Here is an 18,531-nt window from a genome sequence, read left to right as displayed (position 1 = left end):
AGCTCTGCTTTTTTTGTTGTCTAAGCATGCTGAATCATGTCCGTAACTGATTAACATTTTATGACATGGATATGTATTTTGTTTTAAAATAAGTCATTATATAGAATAATTATAAGCATTACGTGGGAGAAGTCACAGTTTTGCATAAAAAGAATGGGGGGATAAACTGAACATACCATCGTCGTTGTTAAGGATCTGGTCCAAAACCGGGTGAGGCTGCTTCCTGGTCTGAAACATACGGTTGAACTGATTAATTAGTTCATCCAAAAGCATAGACTGCTCCAGTACACAAGCATGTCCTAAGCCATACTCTGCGTAAAGATCAAGCAAGTGTTGTCTGGCATGTTCGATTTGTTGAGTTAACGTTACCGTTTCATCTTTGTTCATCCTACATACCTCCTACTGAATCTCATTTTAAGAAGGGATGTACAAATACGTCAGGATCAATTTTGAAGCAAAAAATTACAAAATAATACAAAAAGAGACCAGCAATAAGCTGGCCAATGAAAAAAACAAAAAAATCGACTAAGCTGTGCCAATATGTCCTTGAACTTGGACTGTGTTAGCGCTTGGGATTTCAGTTGGAACTGGTAATCCAACTACCAGTAAAAAGCTAATTGTTGCCAAAATTAAAACTGTCTTCTTGATCATTTTTTTCCCACACCTCCTTATAAGCAGAATAAAATTGTGCCTGCATTTCAGGAGTAGCAAGCTCACTGAAACAGAAAAATAAGCCTGCACAATTGGAAATAAGTAGTGCGTGGTTAATTATACCAGCTTTTTTCAAAGCTTCTATTAAGCATTTAAACCCATAAAGGTATCTCCCTTTATATAGGTTGTATTTAGCTAACTTATACCAGAATCGTACAGTTTCTTCGAGTATGACTTGCTGCTCTGTTAATGTACTCGTATATTCTTGATCACGATAAACTGTAATTTGGGGTTCAAACTGCTGAAGAATATGATCAATATCGATGTTGTAACGATTAGCTACTTCTATGACATTTAAAAGTTCTGCAAATATATGTTGCTCTCCAGATATATGTTCAACGTAATCTGGCAGCACACTAATATCTCCAGACATAAGCTTATTAACACAGGTATTAATTTTTGCCCAATGCTCAAATTTTTCTAGCCAATGGAGTGTATCTGGATCATTTTCCTTCACCCAGCTTAGATCGGAATAACCACGAAGATGTGCTAATGCTTGTGCATGATCGCCTTTTGCATCACAAGCATTAGCACACATCAATTCGGCGTAGGCTGTATACAAACAATGGTCTGCTTAGCTTTTTTCGTGGCTCTGTTCCTTTTCGCTTGGAATTGTGAACCAAATGATATTGAAGCTGTCCTAACTGACCCATCCGATGTGCAAATTCATACACCTTGTCCCACATGCTTAATGACCTATAGACATTCGCTAAATCTTTTAGAGCATCTAATTGCTCTATCTCGTCTAAGCGATCCACAAAGGGGGCAAATTCAATGGCAGCTTGAAGATTTACAGCCCGATCCTGTCCAACTTTGATTTGGAACAAGCGATACTGGCAGATTGCCAATCGCTCTGAATGCTGCTGCTTCTCACTTTCAGCTACCTTTTTGTATAGGTAAGCGGCTGCTTCGTTGTAACCGTCTTGGTATACATTTTCGGCGACTTCAAAGAGCGATGGCAGATAATTAGGGTTATCCAATAACAGAATGACAACTCGTTGCAAGCAGTCCAATCGCCCCAGCTCAATGCATCGGTACAGGAACGGGCTGATTTTTTTCCAGTTGAGTGGACATTCTTCAATGCATTCTTCAATGTAACGTTCGTAAAAATAATCCGGTGGTAAATTCATTCCCGCAGTAATACTATCCAGTTGGTGAACAGACATAGACCGGTTGCCCGTCACAATACCACTAACTGTACCTACATTCAAATCAATCGTGTGACCAAACTCGGTCATGGTTAAGCCTTTTCGTTTCAGATAGGTTTGAACTTCTGCCTGTATCGTAGGTGTGATTTCCATGGATAAACCACCCTTTCAGCATCTTCATAGATTCCCATTTTCAATAATTCATATAGTTTTGAAACAAATAGTATAATTATTGTTTTTCATTCATGATAATACCATCTTTTGGAACATCAATAAATACTTTTACTTTATAGATTTTTATATTTTTATTAGGAGATCATTGGATGATAGATTATTATGATAGGAGAAGGTCACTTGAAAAATACAGGTATGACACGTCCCTTGGACACGTTAGGCCGGATTGTTATTCCAAAGGAATTGCGAACCTCTATGGGTATTCAAGCTGGCGAGTCTTTAGAATTTTATTTGGATGTTGAAACCGGATTGTTAAGTATGCGGAAGTATATTGGAGTCTGTTGCCACTTATGCCATTCGGTCCAGGATTTAAGCTATTTCAGACATTCATTTTTATGTAAAGAATGTATACACGAATTGAAAGGAAACATCGAGGTATGTTCAGTACCTGTTCCTGCTGTCAACGAAGCTGTGGGCAAGGAAAATAGTCTGAACCGATCGTCTTCACAACATTTGGTTGAACATCTAAGAAGACTTATGCGTGAGTATCCAACAGCCCAGCAAGGCGAATATGCTGAATGGCTTGGCGTGTCACAAAGTCGTATATCTCAGCTTAAAAAGCTATTATAGGTGTTGATTAACTTGATCCCAGTAAACTCCAATAACCAGTCGCTGTTTATCTCAAGGCGACTGGTTATTTTTTAACTTCGAAACCATAATGACCAGAATTTAACAAATTAGATTCCAAAACTTCCAAATGATATTGCTGTAAAATATGGATTTAAACTCTTCAAGATGATATATTCTGACTATATGTAAACTTCCTAAAAACGCTTTTAACGGACTTAAAACAAAAAAATGGTTAGTGGGTGTATAAATGAAGTCACATGTTCTAATTTATGATGGGTATGTTAGTTTTGAAATTATGCTAGCAACCTATTTTATGAAAACCAAAGGGGATATTGTGCACTAAATAATGATCATAAAGTGATCGCGACCATTTGTTCTGCCACTGAACTATTGGAGCTAGCAGGTGTTTCTCCTAAAAGTCATGTGAGTCATCCATCGGGCCTGGAGATACACAAGAATATCATATCTGCTAAACCCAATAAGTATGTAGATTTTGCAATCGAAATAGGCAGGGTCATGAACATTTATACGGATGATGAAGATTTTAATGAAACGATAGACTTTTTTAAGCTTTTTAAAGATAGCTGACTCTCCTCACAACAATCACTTTATGTATGGTGATATTTGGGATATTATTAACAAGGAAATTAGCATACATAAAGGGGTTATTAAATTGAAGGACAAATTAAAGGGGTTATTCGTGGGCTTAACCATGGGTACGATGATTACGGGTGCAACCGCAATGGCTGCATCTGGAACAAGTGTAAATGCTGTTGTGAAAAAGTTTGATGTATTTTTAGAGGGTACAAAAAAGAACACTGCCGATGGCTTGATTTACAACGGAAACACATACATCTCTGTTAAGGATATTGGAGTTGCAGAAAGCAGACAAATCAGCCTCGTTGGTAACAAACTGTATTTAGGTAGACAACAAAATATTATTACAGAAAATCAAGCACTCGATATTCTTTTGGATAAAATAAAAAATGAAGCCGCTAAATATAATTTACACGTAATGGTTGAAGGGATCGAAGGAACAAAATACTCTTTAAGAGCTTTCGAAGATTTCCCTGATCACATTGCAACTTATGGATTCTATTACGTAGACAAATACACTGGTAAAGTAACTAAATATGACATCGTAAATGATAAGGAAGTTGAAATATAAGGATGGGTTCTCCCCATCCTTTTTTATTGTAAACAATTTTACTCCCCATCTATCGCTTCAATTGAGCTTCATTCGAAGTTCCAGATTTACGGTCAAATGTAATCGGGCCTTTACGGTTCACAAGCCGTTTCAAATCCACGGTCATTTCGTTCTTCAATTTATCAATGAGCTGATCCTCTTGAATTCCTTTGCTTTTAGCAACCTCGGCCAACGATTTCCCCTGTCCCAGCTCTTTCTCTAACTGGACAGGAGTGATGCCCAGCAGCCTAGCTACTTTCTCGTTGAGATGGTGATTCAAGCCGCCAGGCCTTTTGCCATGTCTATGTCTATGTCTGTGCACATGTCCGTGCCCGTGATCGTCCTGTGGTTCAACATTCCACTGTTGGGTTTCCCCTTGGACTGAATTATTGGGAGTGAGAGCTTGCAACGAATGCTCTGATTCCATACTGTATGCTCCTGCGGCACTTGTAGCACCAAACATCATTACTCCTCCATATAGGATAGCAGCGGTCAATTTCCATTGTTTTTTCATGTTGTGGACCCTCCTTTCACCCTTTTTTATCTATATTTTCTCTTTCAGCTTTTTTTATTCGTATTTCGCCTGTTAAGTAACCTTAAGACGGGAAAAAGAGCTCATGAGCATTGCTATCACAATTACACCCAACCTTCGATCTTCACGCGCTCCTTGAGAGCCCTATCGTGTAGAGTGAGCAAAAATAAACAACTAAACTTTCTACAATATAACTTGAAGTTTTTCAGGTTAAATATGAAGGGTAACATGATAATATTAATTTGTAATCGATTACAATTATATTTTTGGAATAAATGTTGTATCAAGCTACTACAGAATGCATTGCATCACCGTCAGACTACACGCATTTACACATAAGGAGGAAAGTCCAATGAAACAAAAAGAATACGGTTATTTTTATCCATTTTGATTTGTTTTTCGCTTATCTTACCCGCATGCACAGGCGGCAACAACGATTACCTCTAACCAAACCGGTACCCAAGACAACTACTACTTTGAGTTGTGGAAAGATTTCGGGAACACAAGTATGACTCTTAATAGTGGGGGTGCGTTCAGTGCTCAGTGGAGTAACATTGGAAATGCATTATTCCGTAAAGGCAAGAAATTCGACGAAACCAAGACACACCAGCAAATCGGAAATATTTCTGTAAACTACAGCGCCAACTACCAACCAAATGGTAATTCTTATTTATGCGTCTATGGATGGGCAGTTGACCCGCTCGTAGAATATTACATCGTCGATAGCTGGGGAAGCTGGCGTCCACCTGATGCAACACCAAAGGGCACCTTTACCGTTGACGGGGGAACATATGATATTTATGAAACCACTCGGGTTAACCAGCGTCAGCGAGCACTTCAAAAAGTGGGAAAGCATGGGCATGAAAATGGGCATGATGTATGAAACTTCACTTACTGTAGAGGGATACCAAAACAGCGGCAGTGCCAATGTAACTAATAATACCATTACGATTAACGACAGATAATCCTAAGGGCGGAACGACTCTAAAATCAACTAACCTTACTGTTTATTAAAATTGTTAGGAGGAAGAACCTTGTCTATAGCTAAATTAGGAAAATGGACGGCGATTATGTCAATCACCGTGTCTTTATTCACAGGGTCGCTGGTAATCTCCAACAATCAGGCGCATGCGGCTGATTGCTCGAACGGTTATGTAGCGTTAACCTTTGACGATGGCCCCAATCCCTCTAATACCAGATCACTGCTTAGTGCCCTGAAGCAAAACGGATTACGCGCAACGCTCTTTAATCTTGGACAAAACGCGCAGAATAATTCTTCGCTCGTACGTGAACAACAAGCAGCAGGCATGTGGATCGGTAACCATTCATGGTCACATCCGCATATGACGCAACTGAGCGCATCACAGATGTCATCGGAAATTACACGCACACAGCAAACAATACAGTCTATTACTGGCACGGCACCAAAGTTATTCCGTCCTCCGTATGGCGAGACCAATGGAACCCTCAAATCCATTGAGAACCAAAACGGTCTTACCGAAGTTTTATGGAACGTTGACTCCCAAGACTGGAACGGCGCCTCCACCGCACAGATCGTAGCTGCCGCAAGCAGACTTAAAAACGGCGATGTGATCCTTATGCATGATCAGTATCAGACTACACTCCAAGCGATCCCACAAATCGCACAGAATCTCAAAAACCGCAACCTTTGCTCTGGTATGATCTCTCCAAGCAATGGCCGGGCGGTAGCGCCTGACGGCAAAAACAACGAAACACCGCCAAACACGAGCACAAAAATCGAAGCAGTAAATATGACGAAGAGCGGTCAGTACACTTCAAATATCAGCTCGCCGTTCAACGGAGTGGCTTTATACACGAACAATGATTCGGTGAAATTCACACAGAATTTCACCAGCGGTACCCATAGTTTTTCACTCCGGGGTGCTTCAAATAATTCCAACATGGCCAAAGTTGACTTGAAAATAGGTGGACAAACGAAGGGTACCTTCTACTTCGGCGGGAGCAGTCCTGCGGTCTATACTTTAAAAAATGTCAACCATGGCACCGGAAATCAAAAGATTGAGCTTGTTGTAACAGCCGATGATGGGACATGGGATGCTTATCTTGACTATTTGGAGATCATCTAATTTTAAAAAAACAAAATCCCGGCGGGATCTTCCCGACCGGGATTTTTGTTGGTATCTTTTTCACATAATTCTCAATGTAAAAATAACATAATATTGCAATATCGCAATCTCTTATATAATGGCGGGTAACACCTAGAAGTCGCTACAAAAACATTCATAAGAGATGCGGGTGGTAGCCATGGAATGGTATTTTGCATACAAAGAAGAATTGGAAAAGGTATTCCGCCAAGCGGAGGAACGGACGGCTACATTTCCGGTTCCTTTTCAGCAAGAGGGGTTAGACTACCTGGCGCGGTTTAATCCGTTGCGGGAAGACAGTACGCGTAATTACATATGCTATTTGCTTCCATTTTGGCTGCAGGAACTGACCGGACTGTCTCCCGAAACATGTCGCAAGCTGTCACTCGGCAACGTGTTCGTCATGGCTCATTATTTAATTCAAGACGACGTGATGGACACAGCAGCAGACAACCGTAAAACGCAACTTGCCTTAAGCCAGCTTTTCTATACCGAGTGTCTAAACATTTATCAGGAGCTTTTTCCGGCAACCTCTCCTTTTTGGTCATATGCCCGGACGTATGTGGACGAATGGGCCGTTAGTGTGATATCCGAAGGAACAGAGGACTATTTTCAAGGTGAAAGAAATAAGGTCGCACTAAAAGCCAGCCCATTAAAAATGGCCGGGACGGGTGCCTTATTGCTCGCAGGTCATGCCGATCTGATTCAGACTGTTACCCATATGACAGATTTGAGCTTGCTCGTGCTCCAAATGTCGGATGATTGGGCAGATTGGTCAGAAGACTTGGTGGAACATAGCTATAACTGCCTATTGTCCCATATCAGCGCCGAACAAAAGACGGCGTACTGTGAAGGACTAGGACCACAACAAATTCAGGAAGCGATTTATGTACGCGGGGCGCTCGCCAGCTATGTGGACATTGCGAATCAAGCAGTCCAGGAGCTAGAGACGATGGAGCCTTCCATCCACGGTCTGCATAGGTTCGCACATTCCATCGCAACAGAGCTCAGCGAAGAGGCAGCAGAAATTGAAGGCGGACGCTCACATTTGCGAAGAGGCGGGCTTGATTATTGGCTCTCCAAAAATATGAAATAATGCTAGATTTTTCTGAGTCTTACGTGGTATACTGACTAGGTAATTATAACCAATTGAATGAGAGGGTGATTTTTGATGGCTACTGAAGTTCTTCAAACACAAGTCATTCAAAAAGCTTGGGAGGATGCCAGTTTCAGAGAGAAACTGATGGCAGATCCCAAATCTGCAATTCGTGATGTGTTAGGAGTCGTGATCCCCGATCATATCCAAATCAAAACGGTAGAGGAAACGTCTGATCAATTTTATCTGGTTATCCCTCCAAACCCTTCAGGCGTGCTCGCTGCATCCCAGAAACCTCGCGCGATGTGGTAGATTGGTTCTTGTAGCTCATTTAATCTATACTTTTTAATCTCAAGCGGGTGGGCTCAGCAAGCTTCCCTCCGTTTTCTCCGAACGCAAAAAAGCCGGATGTTATCCGGCTACGGGGAAGCGGATGGTCGCTTCTGTTCCCACCCCTTTTGCACTTGTAAAAGATATTTTACCATTCATCGTTTCAATAATCCGAAAGGTCACCATCATCCCCAAACCCGTGCCTTTAGTCTTATTCGAAAAATAAGGCTCACCTAGTCTGGATAAGGTCTGAGCATCCATCCCTTCACCATTATCCCGAATATGAATGACTGCTTCTCCATTATCCACATAAGCCCATATATGAATATGTCCCTGTTCTCGCAGCGCTTCAATACTGTTTTTGATAATATTGATAAATGCCTGCTTGAATTTGGAGGAATTCCCGCGCACTTTGATTTCCTGGGGAATATCCAGCGAAATTTTACCACCTTGCAGATTTGCCATTGGACTGATAATTCCTTCTATATGTTTGAACTCATCCAATATGGTCAACGTTTTGGTATGGTCAAACTCCGGCTTGGCAAAAGTCAGAAAATCAGTAATAATCGCGGACGCTCGATCCAACTCCTCCAGAGCGATATGCAGATAGTCTTTGTTCTTACCATCCTCCTGCTTGCTCATCAACTGAAGAAATCCACGTGTAACCTGAAGCGGATTGCGCACTTCATGAGCTACAGATGCAGCCAAATCGCTAATAATCTCCATTTTCTCTGAACGTTGAAGCTCATTATTGAACATCTCCAGTTCTCTGGAATACCGAACCACTTGCTTGTGCTTTTCCGCCAGCCTTCTGCCCAAGATCGCAATCAATGCCAGGACAAAACCGAACACGCCCCATTTCCATAAAAACATATTGTAGTGTCCGTCCCGGATAAAGAACCAGCTGAGTTCTGCGATCGTGATGACTGCAAAAAATGCAAAGCCTGTCGATAAAATGATCGCTTCGTGGTCTCCCTTAAGCGCCATGCGAATCGAAGCAAATACCAAAAGTACCATCAAAGCTACGAGCAATATACCGAGGACGATTACACTGAAAAAATAATATACATCGTTGAGTCGCTCCTGTGCTCCTAAATTCACAATCATGATGATGAAGCAGAACAAAGAGTAGGCGGTTAACAATTTTCTGAATTTCCGAATCAGTAAAATTGAATTGATATTTTGCTCAAAAAAGAAGGCTAATGAAGGCAACAGAATAAATAGCGCCACATCAAAAAGTTGTAAATACAGCTTGCCATAGCCGCGATAGAACGTATATAAAAACGGTGAATACGTTACAATCATCAGACCGATCGACAATACAATCGCGCTTAGGGACAGCCACATGGCCATACTTGGACGGAACAGGAAAAACGAGCAGATCAATAGCACCAGGGCGATAAAGATAAATGTACTGCCCAGTACAATATCCAAGACATCCATTCTGACCAAGTTTCCCAACAAGTCACGATAATCACCAGTCATCACATTTCCGATAATGCCCAGTCTATTTTTACTGCTTTCCGTCCATATGTATAATGTTTTACCACTGTCTTCTGGCTTCAGCGGAATCAGAATACGATTATTCTCATAATTATAGCCACGGTACGATTCATAAAAATTGGTGCCATCCTTATACAGTGTAATGTGCCTGCCATAAATATTTTCAAAAAGCACCGCTGGTGTTTCATCATTTAACGAAGGTAGCTTAATACGAATCCAGGCGGTGCCTCTATTGCCCGGCTGCTTGAGCAGCTGTGTATCATCTTCAATATGCATCCAGACCTTACTGTGATCAGTTACCTCATCTAAAGAGCCATCCTCGTCTTCTGCTCCCCATCTCATATCCCAGGAGGGTATCTTATACTCCCTTTCCGGGGTCATTTTGGCCGCATAGCCGATGTGGTCCAGCGACAATAGTATCACAATGACCGCTAGCAGAGCGGCGACAGCTTTGGGCACATGCCTCATATTAAGCACCTCAAAGTTACGTAGTAGGATTTACAAATTTGTATATGTTTTAACATTTTTATCTTCCTGAAACTATATTATTCTATACGATGATGTTCATACCTTCTTCAAAATAAGGGTATCATGTTCTTTTTAATCATTATTTGTAAAATCTTCATATTGGTTAATGATCATTTCCTGTTCGCGTTGCTCCATCTGCTCTCTAAGCCCTATCCAAGGTTCACATTCTTCATCCTCATAGATCGTCCAAATATCGGAGAATAAATAATCGCGTATTTCTACTATTTTTCCGGCCTGTCCGCCGTCTGTCCAGTATAAACCATCCGGACGCCGAATAACGGTACGCGAATAGCCTGGGGTAGATGCCTTTTGACCTACTCGGATTCGACTAATCATCGGACCAAACATGTACCATTCCAATTCATATCCCTCCAACTCCTCTTTATCATATCACAGCAGTTACCAAAAAAACGCTTATTGGGAAAGAGCATATCCCTATTCGCATGATTTTAACTTTTTACAGACACACTAACTCTAAGTTTAGCCGTTCTGCGGTTTGGGTAAGGTCGAAATAAGCAACAAAAAGCAAAGGAGCTGAGTTAGATGGCAAATCGCGACAATCAAAAGACTGAGCTACAGGATCATGATTTTGAGCCTTCCCTGCAAAATGCAGAAACAAACTGGGAGAATCTGATCAAGGGGCCTGATACTCCTCTGGAGGACGTACCTGATGCCGATGAACTGACACCGAACAGTCCTGTTGATCCCTCTGCGCCTGCTGAATTCCTGCATGGTACAGATTTGCTGAATGGTACCGATGGGGATGAAGAAGAGCAACTGGACAGTGACGATATTCTGGATTAATTACTGCATGTTATAGGAGATAAGAAAGCGGTTTCTCATCTTGCTATGCGGGTAATGAAGTGTATATACCGAAAGGAGTTGACTAATCTCCTATGTATAAAGATCCGATGTCTCAAGCTGATATGGAGTACAAACGCTATAAAACCTTGAATCCTGTAGAAGAGGATGACCGCAGGACTGCGGACAAGATCCATACGGACGATGGCATAGCCGAAGATAACCCACGAGGAGTCGCATCAGCGAAGCCCGAACCCAGAGATCAAGCAAGATGATAGCACAGATAGGGAATGCAAAAACTAGAATCGGAAATCAGGGCTTGCCTTCTGCATCCACTTTGTTTAAAATAAGGTCAAATCTTTTGAATACCATGAAGAAAGACATAGACGGAGACAAGTAAGCGTCATCGGATTCCCACAGAAAGGTACGTATTGCTGAGAGCGTACCGCAATCCCGCGTTGAAATTCACTCCCGAGTCGAGCCTTGAACCGACGACAGAAGGATTCATTCCTTTGACCGCAGTAGAGGTTTCCGGAAGCCCCCGTTACGGGCATCAAGCTCAGAGGTTACTGCCGTCGATTGAATGACGTTGGCGACTTGCATGTATACTTCTGTAATTAGGGTGGTACCACGGCATTCGTCCCTTGCGACGAGTGCCTTTTTGTGTTATTTTCTGCAAAAGTCTATGGGCTGAAAGAAAAACAATTTTTAAATCGGGAAGGGTGTACTGTATGTCAACCAATGAAAATTCTTTGGAGCTGTTGCGGGAACAGCTCGATGCTACAAACTTGCAATTGCTGGAGCTGCTGTCCCAACGCGCTGAACTGGCAGGACAGCTAGGAAAATTGAAAGAAGCTCAAGGAGTACCTGACTTTGATCCAGTGCGTGAGCAACAAATGCTGGACAAGCTGATCGCAGCTAATCGCGGACCTTTCGACGATGCTACGATTCGCCAGCTGTTCAAAAATATTTTCAAGGCTTCTCTGAACTATCAAAAAGAAGAACACAAAAAACATCTGATTGTCAGCCGCAAAAATCAGCCGGATAGCACGGTTATCAAGGTTAAAGATACACTGGTGGGCGGCAAAGCCTCCATCATGGTTGCAGGTCCTTGCTCGGTGGAAAGCTACCAACAAACTCGCGAGGTAGGTGCGGCTCTCAAGGAAGCTGGTGTGCCGATTCTGCGTGGTGGCGCGTTCAAGCCGCGTACATCTCCGTATGATTTCCAAGGGCTGGGTATTGAAGGCCTACAAATTCTTAAACGCGTTGGCGACGAGTTCGGGCTGGCTACAATCAGTGAGATCGTCGATCCAAGACATTTGGAGGAAGCCATCCCGTACATCGATATCATTCAAATTGGCGCGCGCAACATGCACAACTTTGAATTGCTTAAAGCTGCGGGTGAAACCAGAACTCCGGTTCTGCTCAAACGCGGATTGGCTGCCACAATGGAAGAGTTCCTTCATGCTGCTGAATACATCGTTTCCCGTGGCAATACACAAGTCATGCTGATTGAACGCGGTATTCGTACGTATGAAAAATGGACACGTAACACGCTGGATATTTCCGCTGTTCCGATTTTGAAAAAGGAAAGCCATCTGCCTGTACTGGTGGACGTAACTCACTCTACAGGACGTAAGGACATCCTGGCTCCTTGCGCCAAGGCTGCCCTGGCAGCTGGTGCCGACGGCATCATGGTAGAAGTTCACCCGAACCCGGCAGTCGCTTTGTCCGATGCTCAGCAACAGCTGAACATACCTGAGTTCCACAACTTCCTGTCTGAAGTCAAAGAATCCGGATTATTCAAAGCGTAAAACTAATTTTATGCCTAAACCTTCAATAAAAAGAATGCCATAGTGGTTATCATCCTAAACACAGCATTCAATAAATTAGGCTCATGGAAAATACTCCATGGGCCTTTTTATTTTTGCATATCGGACCTCGAACAATCTCTATACACGTTTAATGCTCTTTTCAGTCAAAGGAACATAATATCCTTTTCCATTCGGACCCATAGCAAATTTATTGCGAAGATGGATTAGATTAGGGCCGAATTTTGCCTCCAATTCTTCACGGAACTCATATAGGATTTCCATGATATAAATATCATGAATAATCACTTCCGTAATCGGCATTACAAGGCCTGGGTGTAGCGTCCATGCAGCGCGGCTGTCATCACCAAGTGAAAGTATGCCAGCTACAACCTCCCGGTCATCCACGCTAAGAACAATCCACCGACCACCGATTTCGGACGTAATCTCCTCACTCATATCATGGCGGTAAACAGTAGCAAAATCAAAGTTAAGATCACCATATGCTACAAGGATCACCTCAATTCCTTGTTGAGCAGCTTGCTCTAAGGCATCCCGGAACACTTCGGCATCCTCTTTCCAAATTTCCAGTAAAATTCGGTGTTTTGCTCCCTTCACACCTTCGTTGATGCGATTGATAATGGCTTCATAACCCGAAATATTCCAAATATTCTCTCTATTTTGAAACGATGCTGTGTACTGCTCCAAACTCTCTTGCGCCACATTAAAAATCTGTTCTGCTTTGCGTTTTCTCTGGGCAATCAATTCATGTGGAGGAAGCGGCACATACAGAGGTGTATTTTCTTGACTTACCATGATGTCCCCACGGTTGACCATCCCCGACAAAACCTCATAAATTTTGGATCTCGGTACTCCAGAGTTCAATGAAACGGCATATCCCGAAAGTGGAGAGCTTTCCAATAAAGTCACATAAGCCTTGGCTTCATATTCACTAAAATTCAAATCACGTAGAATTTCTAATATGTTTGGTTTTGATTTCATGACGTCTTCTCCTCAATTCATGTTCTTCCTTACTATATCACTTCCCCTTGACAAAAACTGATATACAAATTATCTTTTTAGTAGCATTTTCATAGTAGTAACCATAGTAGCTACTATGATACTTTCATAGGGGATGAACTCAGGAGGATACAACTTGAACAAAGTCATAGCTCATCACAGCGAAAGCAACCGGATTTACTATACTTCTACGATTCTAGCGCTATTGATCTGGAGCACATCGTTTATTGCCACCAAAGCAGCCTATACGACGTTCCCTCCTCTTACCTTGGGTCTATCCAGATTTATCATAGCTTCCATCGTACTAGGTATCGTTTTGCTAATCAAAAAAGAACATGTCAAAGTAAAGCCAAAGGATTTGGCTACGATTTCGTTTAGTGGGGTTCTTGGAATCACTCTTTATTTTGCAATGGAGAATATAGGAGTTAGCCTGACAACCGCTTCCAACGCAGCATTAATTGTCGCATCGTATCCGGCAATTACATCGCTGCTTGAATTTATTTTGTATAAAGTTAAATTATCCAAATATAAAATCTGCGGCATAGCACTGGCCATGATCGGGGTATATTTCTTAACCTCAGTTGGCGAAAGCTCGGATGGTAAGAATCAACTCATCGGAAATTTAATCTTGATTGGAACCGGATTTGCGTGGGCGTTTTACACTTTCATGACGCGCAAGGTTGTGGACAAATATCCGCCGGTGACGTTATCTTTTTATCAAACCGTTGCAGGTAGTATCTTTTTCATACCGTTAGCCTTATTGGAAAAGGATAGTTGGCAGGCTCCGACAACGGGATCGTTTATGTTGCTCATGTATCTGGGTGTGTTCTGCTCTGTTATCGCATTTTTGCTTTATAATTACGGATTAATCAAGCTGTCACCGAGCAGTTCCGTTTCTTTAATGAATTTGGTTCCGATATTTGGGGTGTTGTTCTCTGTCTTACTATTGCACGAAACGATTACATGGCGCCAAATCATTGGCGGTTTGGTCGTTATTCTAGGGGTCTTGATGAGTGCACACCAAACAAGCCGTACCTAAAGATATTGCAGTCCTACAATACTAGGGCGAGTGGCCTTTCTAAAAGTTCTCGCCCAGTCGGCTATATCTAGGCAGTCGGCTTTTTTTCTTTTATATAAAAAAGGTGGTTATATTGATTGATGAGGTTATCCATAATTACAGACTGTTTGAGCACACTAGCATGATTAAAACCATGTTTTGCTTGCAAAATATACAGCTTTTGACGAGCATTCTCAAGCTGTTGACACAAAATGTCGTCTCTTATCATAATATATCCCTCCCTGTCATATGATCAGTGTAAAGGGTTATGAATAATATACTAAAAATAAGGGTTTGGGATAATTATCTAATTGGCCTAACCGGCAGAATGAATATTCTGCTCCGTAGCGTTATTTTTGGCTGAAATCGGGAAAACGTTTTTTCCCTTCGCCCATAGCAACAACGCTGCAACCAGCAAGATGCCACCGTTTAATACGAAGATCCAGCGAATGGGCATCCAGCTACCAAGCATGCCGCCAATCAGCGGTCCCGCCATCGTCGCGAGCTGGGTAGCTGATTGATTCAGGCTAAAGGCTCGTCCGCGAAACTCCGGCTTGGTGACTTCCACAGTCATTGCATTGATCGCCGGCATGACAGACGCATAAAACAATCCATATCCAAACCGAAGCGCACCAAAACCAACAAAGTTGGTTACAAAAAACTGCAAGATGTTCCCGATTCCCGAACCGATCAGTCCAATCAGCAGCACTTGGGCGAAGCCGATTTTCCCTCCAATCCGGCCCCATCGGGGAGCCATCAGCACCGCCGCAATGCCTACAGCTGAGAATACAATCCCGGAACTTAAAGACGCATGGCTGCGATCCACGCCCATTTCAAGCACATACACCGTAATTAACGGTTCCAAGATCATGACGGAAAAGGTACTTAATCCAGCCAGAATAAGCAAAAAGTACAACGGACGATTAGCAATAGCCTCTTTGATATCATCACGAACATGCGAGCGGGTACTGGTGCCCTTGAAGCTATCCTCTCTAGCGCCAAACGTCGCGATGAACGCAGATACCAATACAAGTGCCGCAGAGAAATAAAAGGCATTCCGATTGCCATAATAATGGCTCACCACACCGCCAATCAGCGGCCCTATAATGCTGCCCGTCGCTCCAGCAGTCGCCATAATGCCAAGGGCGTAGCCCGTTTTTTCTTCAGGCGAGCCCGTCCCGACCAGCGCAATCGCCGCAGGAATAAATCCGGAGAGGAGTCCTTGAAACAAGCGAACTCCTACAAATACATATGGGTCTGTCACCAAAGCACATACCAGATACAATACAGCCAGGCTGAAGCCTGATCGAATCAACATCGGCTTACGCCCATACTTATCTGCCAGCGAACCCCAAAACGGAGCAATCAACGCGCTCGCTAAAAAAGTAACTCCAAAGGCAATCCCCGACCATAGTTCCAGGTGATCGTTAACACCCAATTCCGTATTCAGAAAAATAGGTAAAAACGGAATCGACACGGAATAGGCCATGCTGCAAAACAATACTCCGATCCACAAAACAATCAGGTTTCGCTTCCAATATAGATGCATGCTGCCACACGTCCCTTCTGTTCATTCCATTATTACCCTCTAAATTAGAAAAGTCTACCGTAGACCTTAGCCTTTCATCGTGGAACAACCACGAAGAAGCTGATATAATCGAATGGAATGGAGATGATGACATGGCTAAAAAGAGAAATTCGTCTTTCGCTGCTCCTGCGGCTCAGGACAAACCTGCTACGTTAAAGGATCTGTTGAGTCAGGACGTGCTGAACAAGCTTAAGGCTCAAGCCAATGAAGCGCAAGCAGAACAGGACAAGCGTAAAGAAGACGAACGGCAACGTGCCCTCGAAGCAAAAAAAGCTGAACAAAAGAAGCTGGACAACAACTTTGAACACCTGTTGAATAACAGCGATTTGGACTGGCACAAATATAAATAAGCCAAAACCATTGCGGTTTTGGCCTATCTTTACACTTTATGTTATAGCCAGTCACGAATATGTTGTACTGAATACAGCACCCCTACCCAAACCGGCAGACTGAACGCCATACCCCATATGAGACCTTTAGCCAGTTTTTTGTCTACCTCCATCATGATCCTGCCCCTTTCCTTGGGAATAGCAGCAGTATGGGTCAAGAATACGGCTTTCAAACCCGTATTTCCTTATCCCCAACAAAAAAGGTATGATAGTAAATGGAAAAGTGTTCTGCGCTGTCCCCAAACTATAAATTAGGATGTTACACCATCCAACCTTTCAGGAGGAATATTAATGAACCGAAAATCGATACGCCCATGGTACACATTGTGCCTGCTGGCCATCATGCTCGTGCTGGTTGCCGGATGTGGCACAAAAGCGGCCGATGTGGAAGCCGCAAGCCGGACAAGCACTACAACGCCCGCTGCAACTAAAGACAAAAGCAAGACTGTTTCACATCCAGTTGTCACGATTGTCATGAATGATGGCAAGAAAATCAAGCTTGAGCTGTATCCGGAAGTAGCACCGAACACGGTTAACAATTTCATCTCCTTGGTGCAAAAGGGAGCTTATAACGGTACCATTTTCCACCGCGTCATCCCAGGCTTTATGATTCAGGGTGGTGATCCGCAAGGTAACGGTACAGGCGGCCCCGGCTACAGTATCAAAGGGGAATTCAAGAGCAACGGCGTTAACAATACACTCAAACATACACGTGGCGTATTATCCATGGCCCGCTCGGCGGATCTGGATTCGGCCGGATCGCAATTTTTTATCATGGTTGCCGATGCGGACTACCTCGACGGTCAATATGCCGCTTTCGGTAAAGTAACGTCCGGAATGGACGTGGTCGACGCTATCGTCAACTCCAAACGGGATAGCAATGACAAACCTACCAAACCAGCTACAATGAAAAAAGTTACTGTAGATACGCTAGGTAAAAAATATCCAGAACCCGTCAAAGTAAAATAACCTGTCTTTCAAAACGGGATAACAGCAACGACCTTGTGCATACGCATGAGGTCGTTGTTGCTTATCCCCTGATGCTTTCTAAGCTGCTGACTCTGTGATGTAGTAAGAGTATATACACAAAAGGAAGCGTTTTCAATCATTATTTTTAAAGTATTTTACTGTTAAATGAGTCTGTCAGCGTTCGACAAAAAGATACTAAATGAGCCGTAAAGTCGTCTAATTGGATTTGGTCTCGACTGAACGGATACCTTCCATCTCTTGCAGCAGTGACAACAATTCCTCCACTCCCTCTGACCGGGACAGCTTTAGAAGCATATGAACCATCAACTGCTCACCGTTATTGATACGCTCGGCGTGAAAGCTGTGAATGGTCAGCTTTCTGTTCTCCAGCAGTTCTTTAATTTGATTCAGTACGCCCGGCTCATTTTCAACCTGAACAACTACTTGCCGTGTGGACGGGGTAGCCATCTGATAAAAACGACTATGGAGCAAGGACTGAGCCGCCAAAATAAACAGCGTTACACCCGCGCCAAGCCCATACATTCCTGCACCGACAGCAATACCAATCCCGGCGGTAGTCCAGATGCCCGCAGCGGTGGTAAGCCCTTTGATTCTATTTTTTTGTGTAAAAATCATTCCTGCGCCGATAAAACCGACTCCACTTATAACCTGTGCTGCTATTCTGGAAGGGTCCAGCGACAGGTTGGACCATACAGTCTGATCCTGAAAACCGTATTTGGATACCACCATCATAAGTGACGCCCCGATCCCGACAATGAAATGTGTGCGAATGCCGGCCTCCTTCATCCGACTTTTGCGTTCATAGCCGATTAACGCGCCGCACAATCCGGCAAACATGACCCGAATCAGGTAATCCCAATCCCACATACCTTTTTCACTCCACTATTGTTTAAGTTATGAAAAGATGTTGC

18 protein-coding genes, 2 pseudogenes and 1 other annotated feature are annotated in these 18,531 nt (G+C 43.0%); of the genes and pseudogenes, 11 read left to right on the top strand and 9 right to left on the bottom strand.

The window, feature by feature from the left end; all coding sequences use genetic code 11:
• Window positions 1–132: 132 nt before the first annotated feature.
• Together EGM68_RS05840 and EGM68_RS05835 are read right to left on the bottom strand one after the other, a co-directional pair.
• Entirely contained in the window at window positions 133–387 is a 255-nt protein-coding gene (locus tag EGM68_RS05840; RefSeq protein WP_013369731.1) for an aspartyl-phosphate phosphatase Spo0E family protein, read from the bottom strand.
• 226 nt (window positions 388–613) lie between these two features.
• Window positions 614–2,012: pseudogene (locus tag EGM68_RS05835) on the bottom strand (helix-turn-helix domain-containing protein).
• Window positions 2,013–2,195: 183 nt separating this feature from the next.
• On the opposite strand from EGM68_RS05835, the gene EGM68_RS05830 reads away from it, so the two are divergent.
• Complete coding sequence (locus EGM68_RS05830; protein WP_129548814.1) at window positions 2,196–2,663, top strand: AbrB/MazE/SpoVT family DNA-binding domain-containing protein; 468 nt, start codon at window positions 2,196–2,198, stop codon at window positions 2,661–2,663.
• A 673-nt stretch (window positions 2,664–3,336) separates the two neighbouring features.
• Window positions 3,337–3,831 carry a hypothetical protein gene (locus EGM68_RS05820; protein ID WP_129548813.1) on the top strand — a complete coding sequence of 165 codons (495 nt, stop codon included), beginning with the start codon at window positions 3,337–3,339 and terminating at the stop codon, window positions 3,829–3,831.
• A 49-nt stretch (window positions 3,832–3,880) separates the two neighbouring features.
• Here EGM68_RS05820 and EGM68_RS05815 read toward each other — a convergent pair whose 3' ends face one another.
• Window positions 3,881–4,363 (bottom strand): hypothetical protein, encoded by a 483-nt coding sequence (locus EGM68_RS05815; RefSeq protein ID WP_129548812.1) that lies wholly within the window; start codon window positions 4,361–4,363, stop codon window positions 3,881–3,883.
• Between the two features lie 384 nt (window positions 4,364–4,747).
• On the opposite strand from EGM68_RS05815, the pseudogene EGM68_RS05810 reads away from it, so the two are divergent.
• The 4 genes and pseudogenes from EGM68_RS05810 (at window position 4,748) to EGM68_RS05795 (ending at window position 7,915) form a co-directional block, all read left to right on the top strand.
• Window positions 4,748–5,346: pseudogene (locus tag EGM68_RS05810) on the top strand (glycoside hydrolase family 11 protein).
• 69 nt (window positions 5,347–5,415) lie between these two features.
• Window positions 5,416–6,489, top strand: a complete 1,074-nt coding sequence (locus EGM68_RS05805) for a polysaccharide deacetylase family protein (protein WP_129548811.1) — start codon at window positions 5,416–5,418, stop codon at window positions 6,487–6,489.
• A gap of 178 nt (window positions 6,490–6,667) precedes the next feature.
• Entirely contained in the window at window positions 6,668–7,603 is a 936-nt protein-coding gene (locus EGM68_RS05800) for a hypothetical protein (RefSeq protein ID WP_058829068.1), read from the top strand.
• Window positions 7,604–7,678: 75 nt separating this feature from the next.
• Window positions 7,679–7,915: an NHLP leader peptide family RiPP precursor gene (locus EGM68_RS05795; protein ID WP_025678851.1), complete on the top strand. Its 237-nt coding sequence runs from the start codon at window positions 7,679–7,681 to the stop codon at window positions 7,913–7,915.
• Between the two features lie 99 nt (window positions 7,916–8,014).
• On the opposite strand, the gene EGM68_RS05790 is transcribed toward EGM68_RS05795, so the two are convergent.
• Window positions 8,015–9,904 (bottom strand): ATP-binding protein, encoded by a 1,890-nt coding sequence (locus EGM68_RS05790; protein WP_013369722.1) that lies wholly within the window; start codon window positions 9,902–9,904, stop codon window positions 8,015–8,017.
• A gap of 132 nt (window positions 9,905–10,036) precedes the next feature.
• Entirely contained in the window at window positions 10,037–10,324 is a 288-nt protein-coding gene (locus EGM68_RS05785; RefSeq protein WP_013369721.1) for a hypothetical protein, read from the bottom strand.
• Between the two features lie 183 nt (window positions 10,325–10,507).
• Here EGM68_RS05785 and EGM68_RS05780 point away from each other — a divergent pair, with 183 nt between their 5' ends.
• The gene (locus EGM68_RS05780; RefSeq protein ID WP_058829067.1) at window positions 10,508–10,768 is read left to right on the top strand and encodes a hypothetical protein; all 261 of its coding nucleotides are present in this window, start codon (window positions 10,508–10,510) and stop codon (window positions 10,766–10,768) included.
• 371 nt (window positions 10,769–11,139) lie between these two features.
• Window positions 11,140–11,413: a binding site (T-box leader), on the top strand.
• A gap of 83 nt (window positions 11,414–11,496) precedes the next feature.
• The gene (locus EGM68_RS05770) at window positions 11,497–12,579 is read left to right on the top strand and encodes a bifunctional 3-deoxy-7-phosphoheptulonate synthase/chorismate mutase (RefSeq protein ID WP_013369718.1); all 1,083 of its coding nucleotides are present in this window, start codon (window positions 11,497–11,499) and stop codon (window positions 12,577–12,579) included.
• 138 nt (window positions 12,580–12,717) lie between these two features.
• Here EGM68_RS05770 and EGM68_RS05765 read toward each other — a convergent pair whose 3' ends face one another.
• On the bottom strand, window positions 12,718–13,578 hold the full coding sequence (locus tag EGM68_RS05765; RefSeq protein WP_013369717.1) for a TrmB family transcriptional regulator: 861 nt from the start codon (window positions 13,576–13,578) through the stop codon (window positions 12,718–12,720).
• Window positions 13,579–13,732: 154 nt separating this feature from the next.
• Here EGM68_RS05765 and EGM68_RS05760 point away from each other — a divergent pair, with 154 nt between their 5' ends.
• Window positions 13,733–14,635 carry a DMT family transporter gene (locus tag EGM68_RS05760; protein WP_040101971.1) on the top strand — a complete coding sequence of 301 codons (903 nt, stop codon included), beginning with the start codon at window positions 13,733–13,735 and terminating at the stop codon, window positions 14,633–14,635.
• 67 nt (window positions 14,636–14,702) lie between these two features.
• On the opposite strand, the gene EGM68_RS05755 is transcribed toward EGM68_RS05760, so the two are convergent.
• A complete protein-coding gene (locus EGM68_RS05755; RefSeq protein WP_129548810.1) occupies window positions 14,703–14,882 on the bottom strand; it encodes an aspartyl-phosphate phosphatase Spo0E family protein in 180 nt (59 codons plus the stop codon).
• Window positions 14,883–14,969: 87 nt separating this feature from the next.
• Complete coding sequence (locus EGM68_RS05750) at window positions 14,970–16,202, bottom strand: MFS transporter (protein ID WP_064962446.1); 1,233 nt, start codon at window positions 16,200–16,202, stop codon at window positions 14,970–14,972.
• A gap of 131 nt (window positions 16,203–16,333) precedes the next feature.
• Here EGM68_RS05750 and EGM68_RS05745 point away from each other — a divergent pair, with 131 nt between their 5' ends.
• On the top strand, window positions 16,334–16,591 hold the full coding sequence (locus EGM68_RS05745; protein WP_013369713.1) for a YqkE family protein: 258 nt from the start codon (window positions 16,334–16,336) through the stop codon (window positions 16,589–16,591).
• Between the two features lie 330 nt (window positions 16,592–16,921).
• A complete protein-coding gene (locus tag EGM68_RS05740; protein ID WP_013369710.1) occupies window positions 16,922–17,599 on the top strand; it encodes a peptidylprolyl isomerase in 678 nt (225 codons plus the stop codon).
• 216 nt (window positions 17,600–17,815) lie between these two features.
• On the opposite strand, the gene EGM68_RS05735 is transcribed toward EGM68_RS05740, so the two are convergent.
• A complete protein-coding gene (locus EGM68_RS05735; protein WP_013369708.1) occupies window positions 17,816–18,487 on the bottom strand; it encodes an MgtC/SapB family protein in 672 nt (223 codons plus the stop codon).
• Between the last annotated feature and the right edge of the window lie 44 nt (window positions 18,488–18,531).

It is taken from the genome of Paenibacillus sp. M-152 (assembly GCF_003856555.1).
GTDB classification, from domain to species: Bacteria; Bacillota; Bacilli; order Paenibacillales; family Paenibacillaceae; genus Paenibacillus; species Paenibacillus polymyxa_C.
This window is presented reverse-complemented; position numbering and strand designations above follow the sequence as displayed.

Coding starts and splice junctions, on each gene's coding strand:
- EGM68_RS05780 (WP_058829067.1), top strand. CDS start 10,508: ATGGCAAATCGCGACAATCAAAAGACTGAGCTACAGGATCATGATTTT.
- EGM68_RS05815 (WP_129548812.1), bottom strand. CDS start 4,363: ATGAAAAAACAATGGAAATTGACCGCTGCTATCCTATATGGAGGAGTA.
- EGM68_RS05765 (WP_013369717.1), bottom strand. CDS start 13,578: ATGAAATCAAAACCAAACATATTAGAAATTCTACGTGATTTGAATTTT.
- EGM68_RS05830 (WP_129548814.1), top strand. CDS start 2,196: ATGATAGGAGAAGGTCACTTGAAAAATACAGGTATGACACGTCCCTTG.
- EGM68_RS05795 (WP_025678851.1), top strand. CDS start 7,679: ATGGCTACTGAAGTTCTTCAAACACAAGTCATTCAAAAAGCTTGGGAG.
- EGM68_RS05755 (WP_129548810.1), bottom strand. CDS start 14,882: ATGATAAGAGACGACATTTTGTGTCAACAGCTTGAGAATGCTCGTCAA.
- EGM68_RS05740 (WP_013369710.1), top strand. CDS start 16,922: ATGAACCGAAAATCGATACGCCCATGGTACACATTGTGCCTGCTGGCC.
- EGM68_RS05800 (WP_058829068.1), top strand. CDS start 6,668: ATGGAATGGTATTTTGCATACAAAGAAGAATTGGAAAAGGTATTCCGC.
- EGM68_RS05745 (WP_013369713.1), top strand. CDS start 16,334: ATGGCTAAAAAGAGAAATTCGTCTTTCGCTGCTCCTGCGGCTCAGGAC.
- EGM68_RS05840 (WP_013369731.1), bottom strand. CDS start 387: ATGAACAAAGATGAAACGGTAACGTTAACTCAACAAATCGAACATGCC.
- EGM68_RS05790 (WP_013369722.1), bottom strand. CDS start 9,904: ATGAGGCATGTGCCCAAAGCTGTCGCCGCTCTGCTAGCGGTCATTGTG.
- EGM68_RS05770 (WP_013369718.1), top strand. CDS start 11,497: ATGTCAACCAATGAAAATTCTTTGGAGCTGTTGCGGGAACAGCTCGAT.
- EGM68_RS05735 (WP_013369708.1), bottom strand. CDS start 18,487: ATGTGGGATTGGGATTACCTGATTCGGGTCATGTTTGCCGGATTGTGC.
- EGM68_RS05750 (WP_064962446.1), bottom strand. CDS start 16,202: ATGCATCTATATTGGAAGCGAAACCTGATTGTTTTGTGGATCGGAGTA.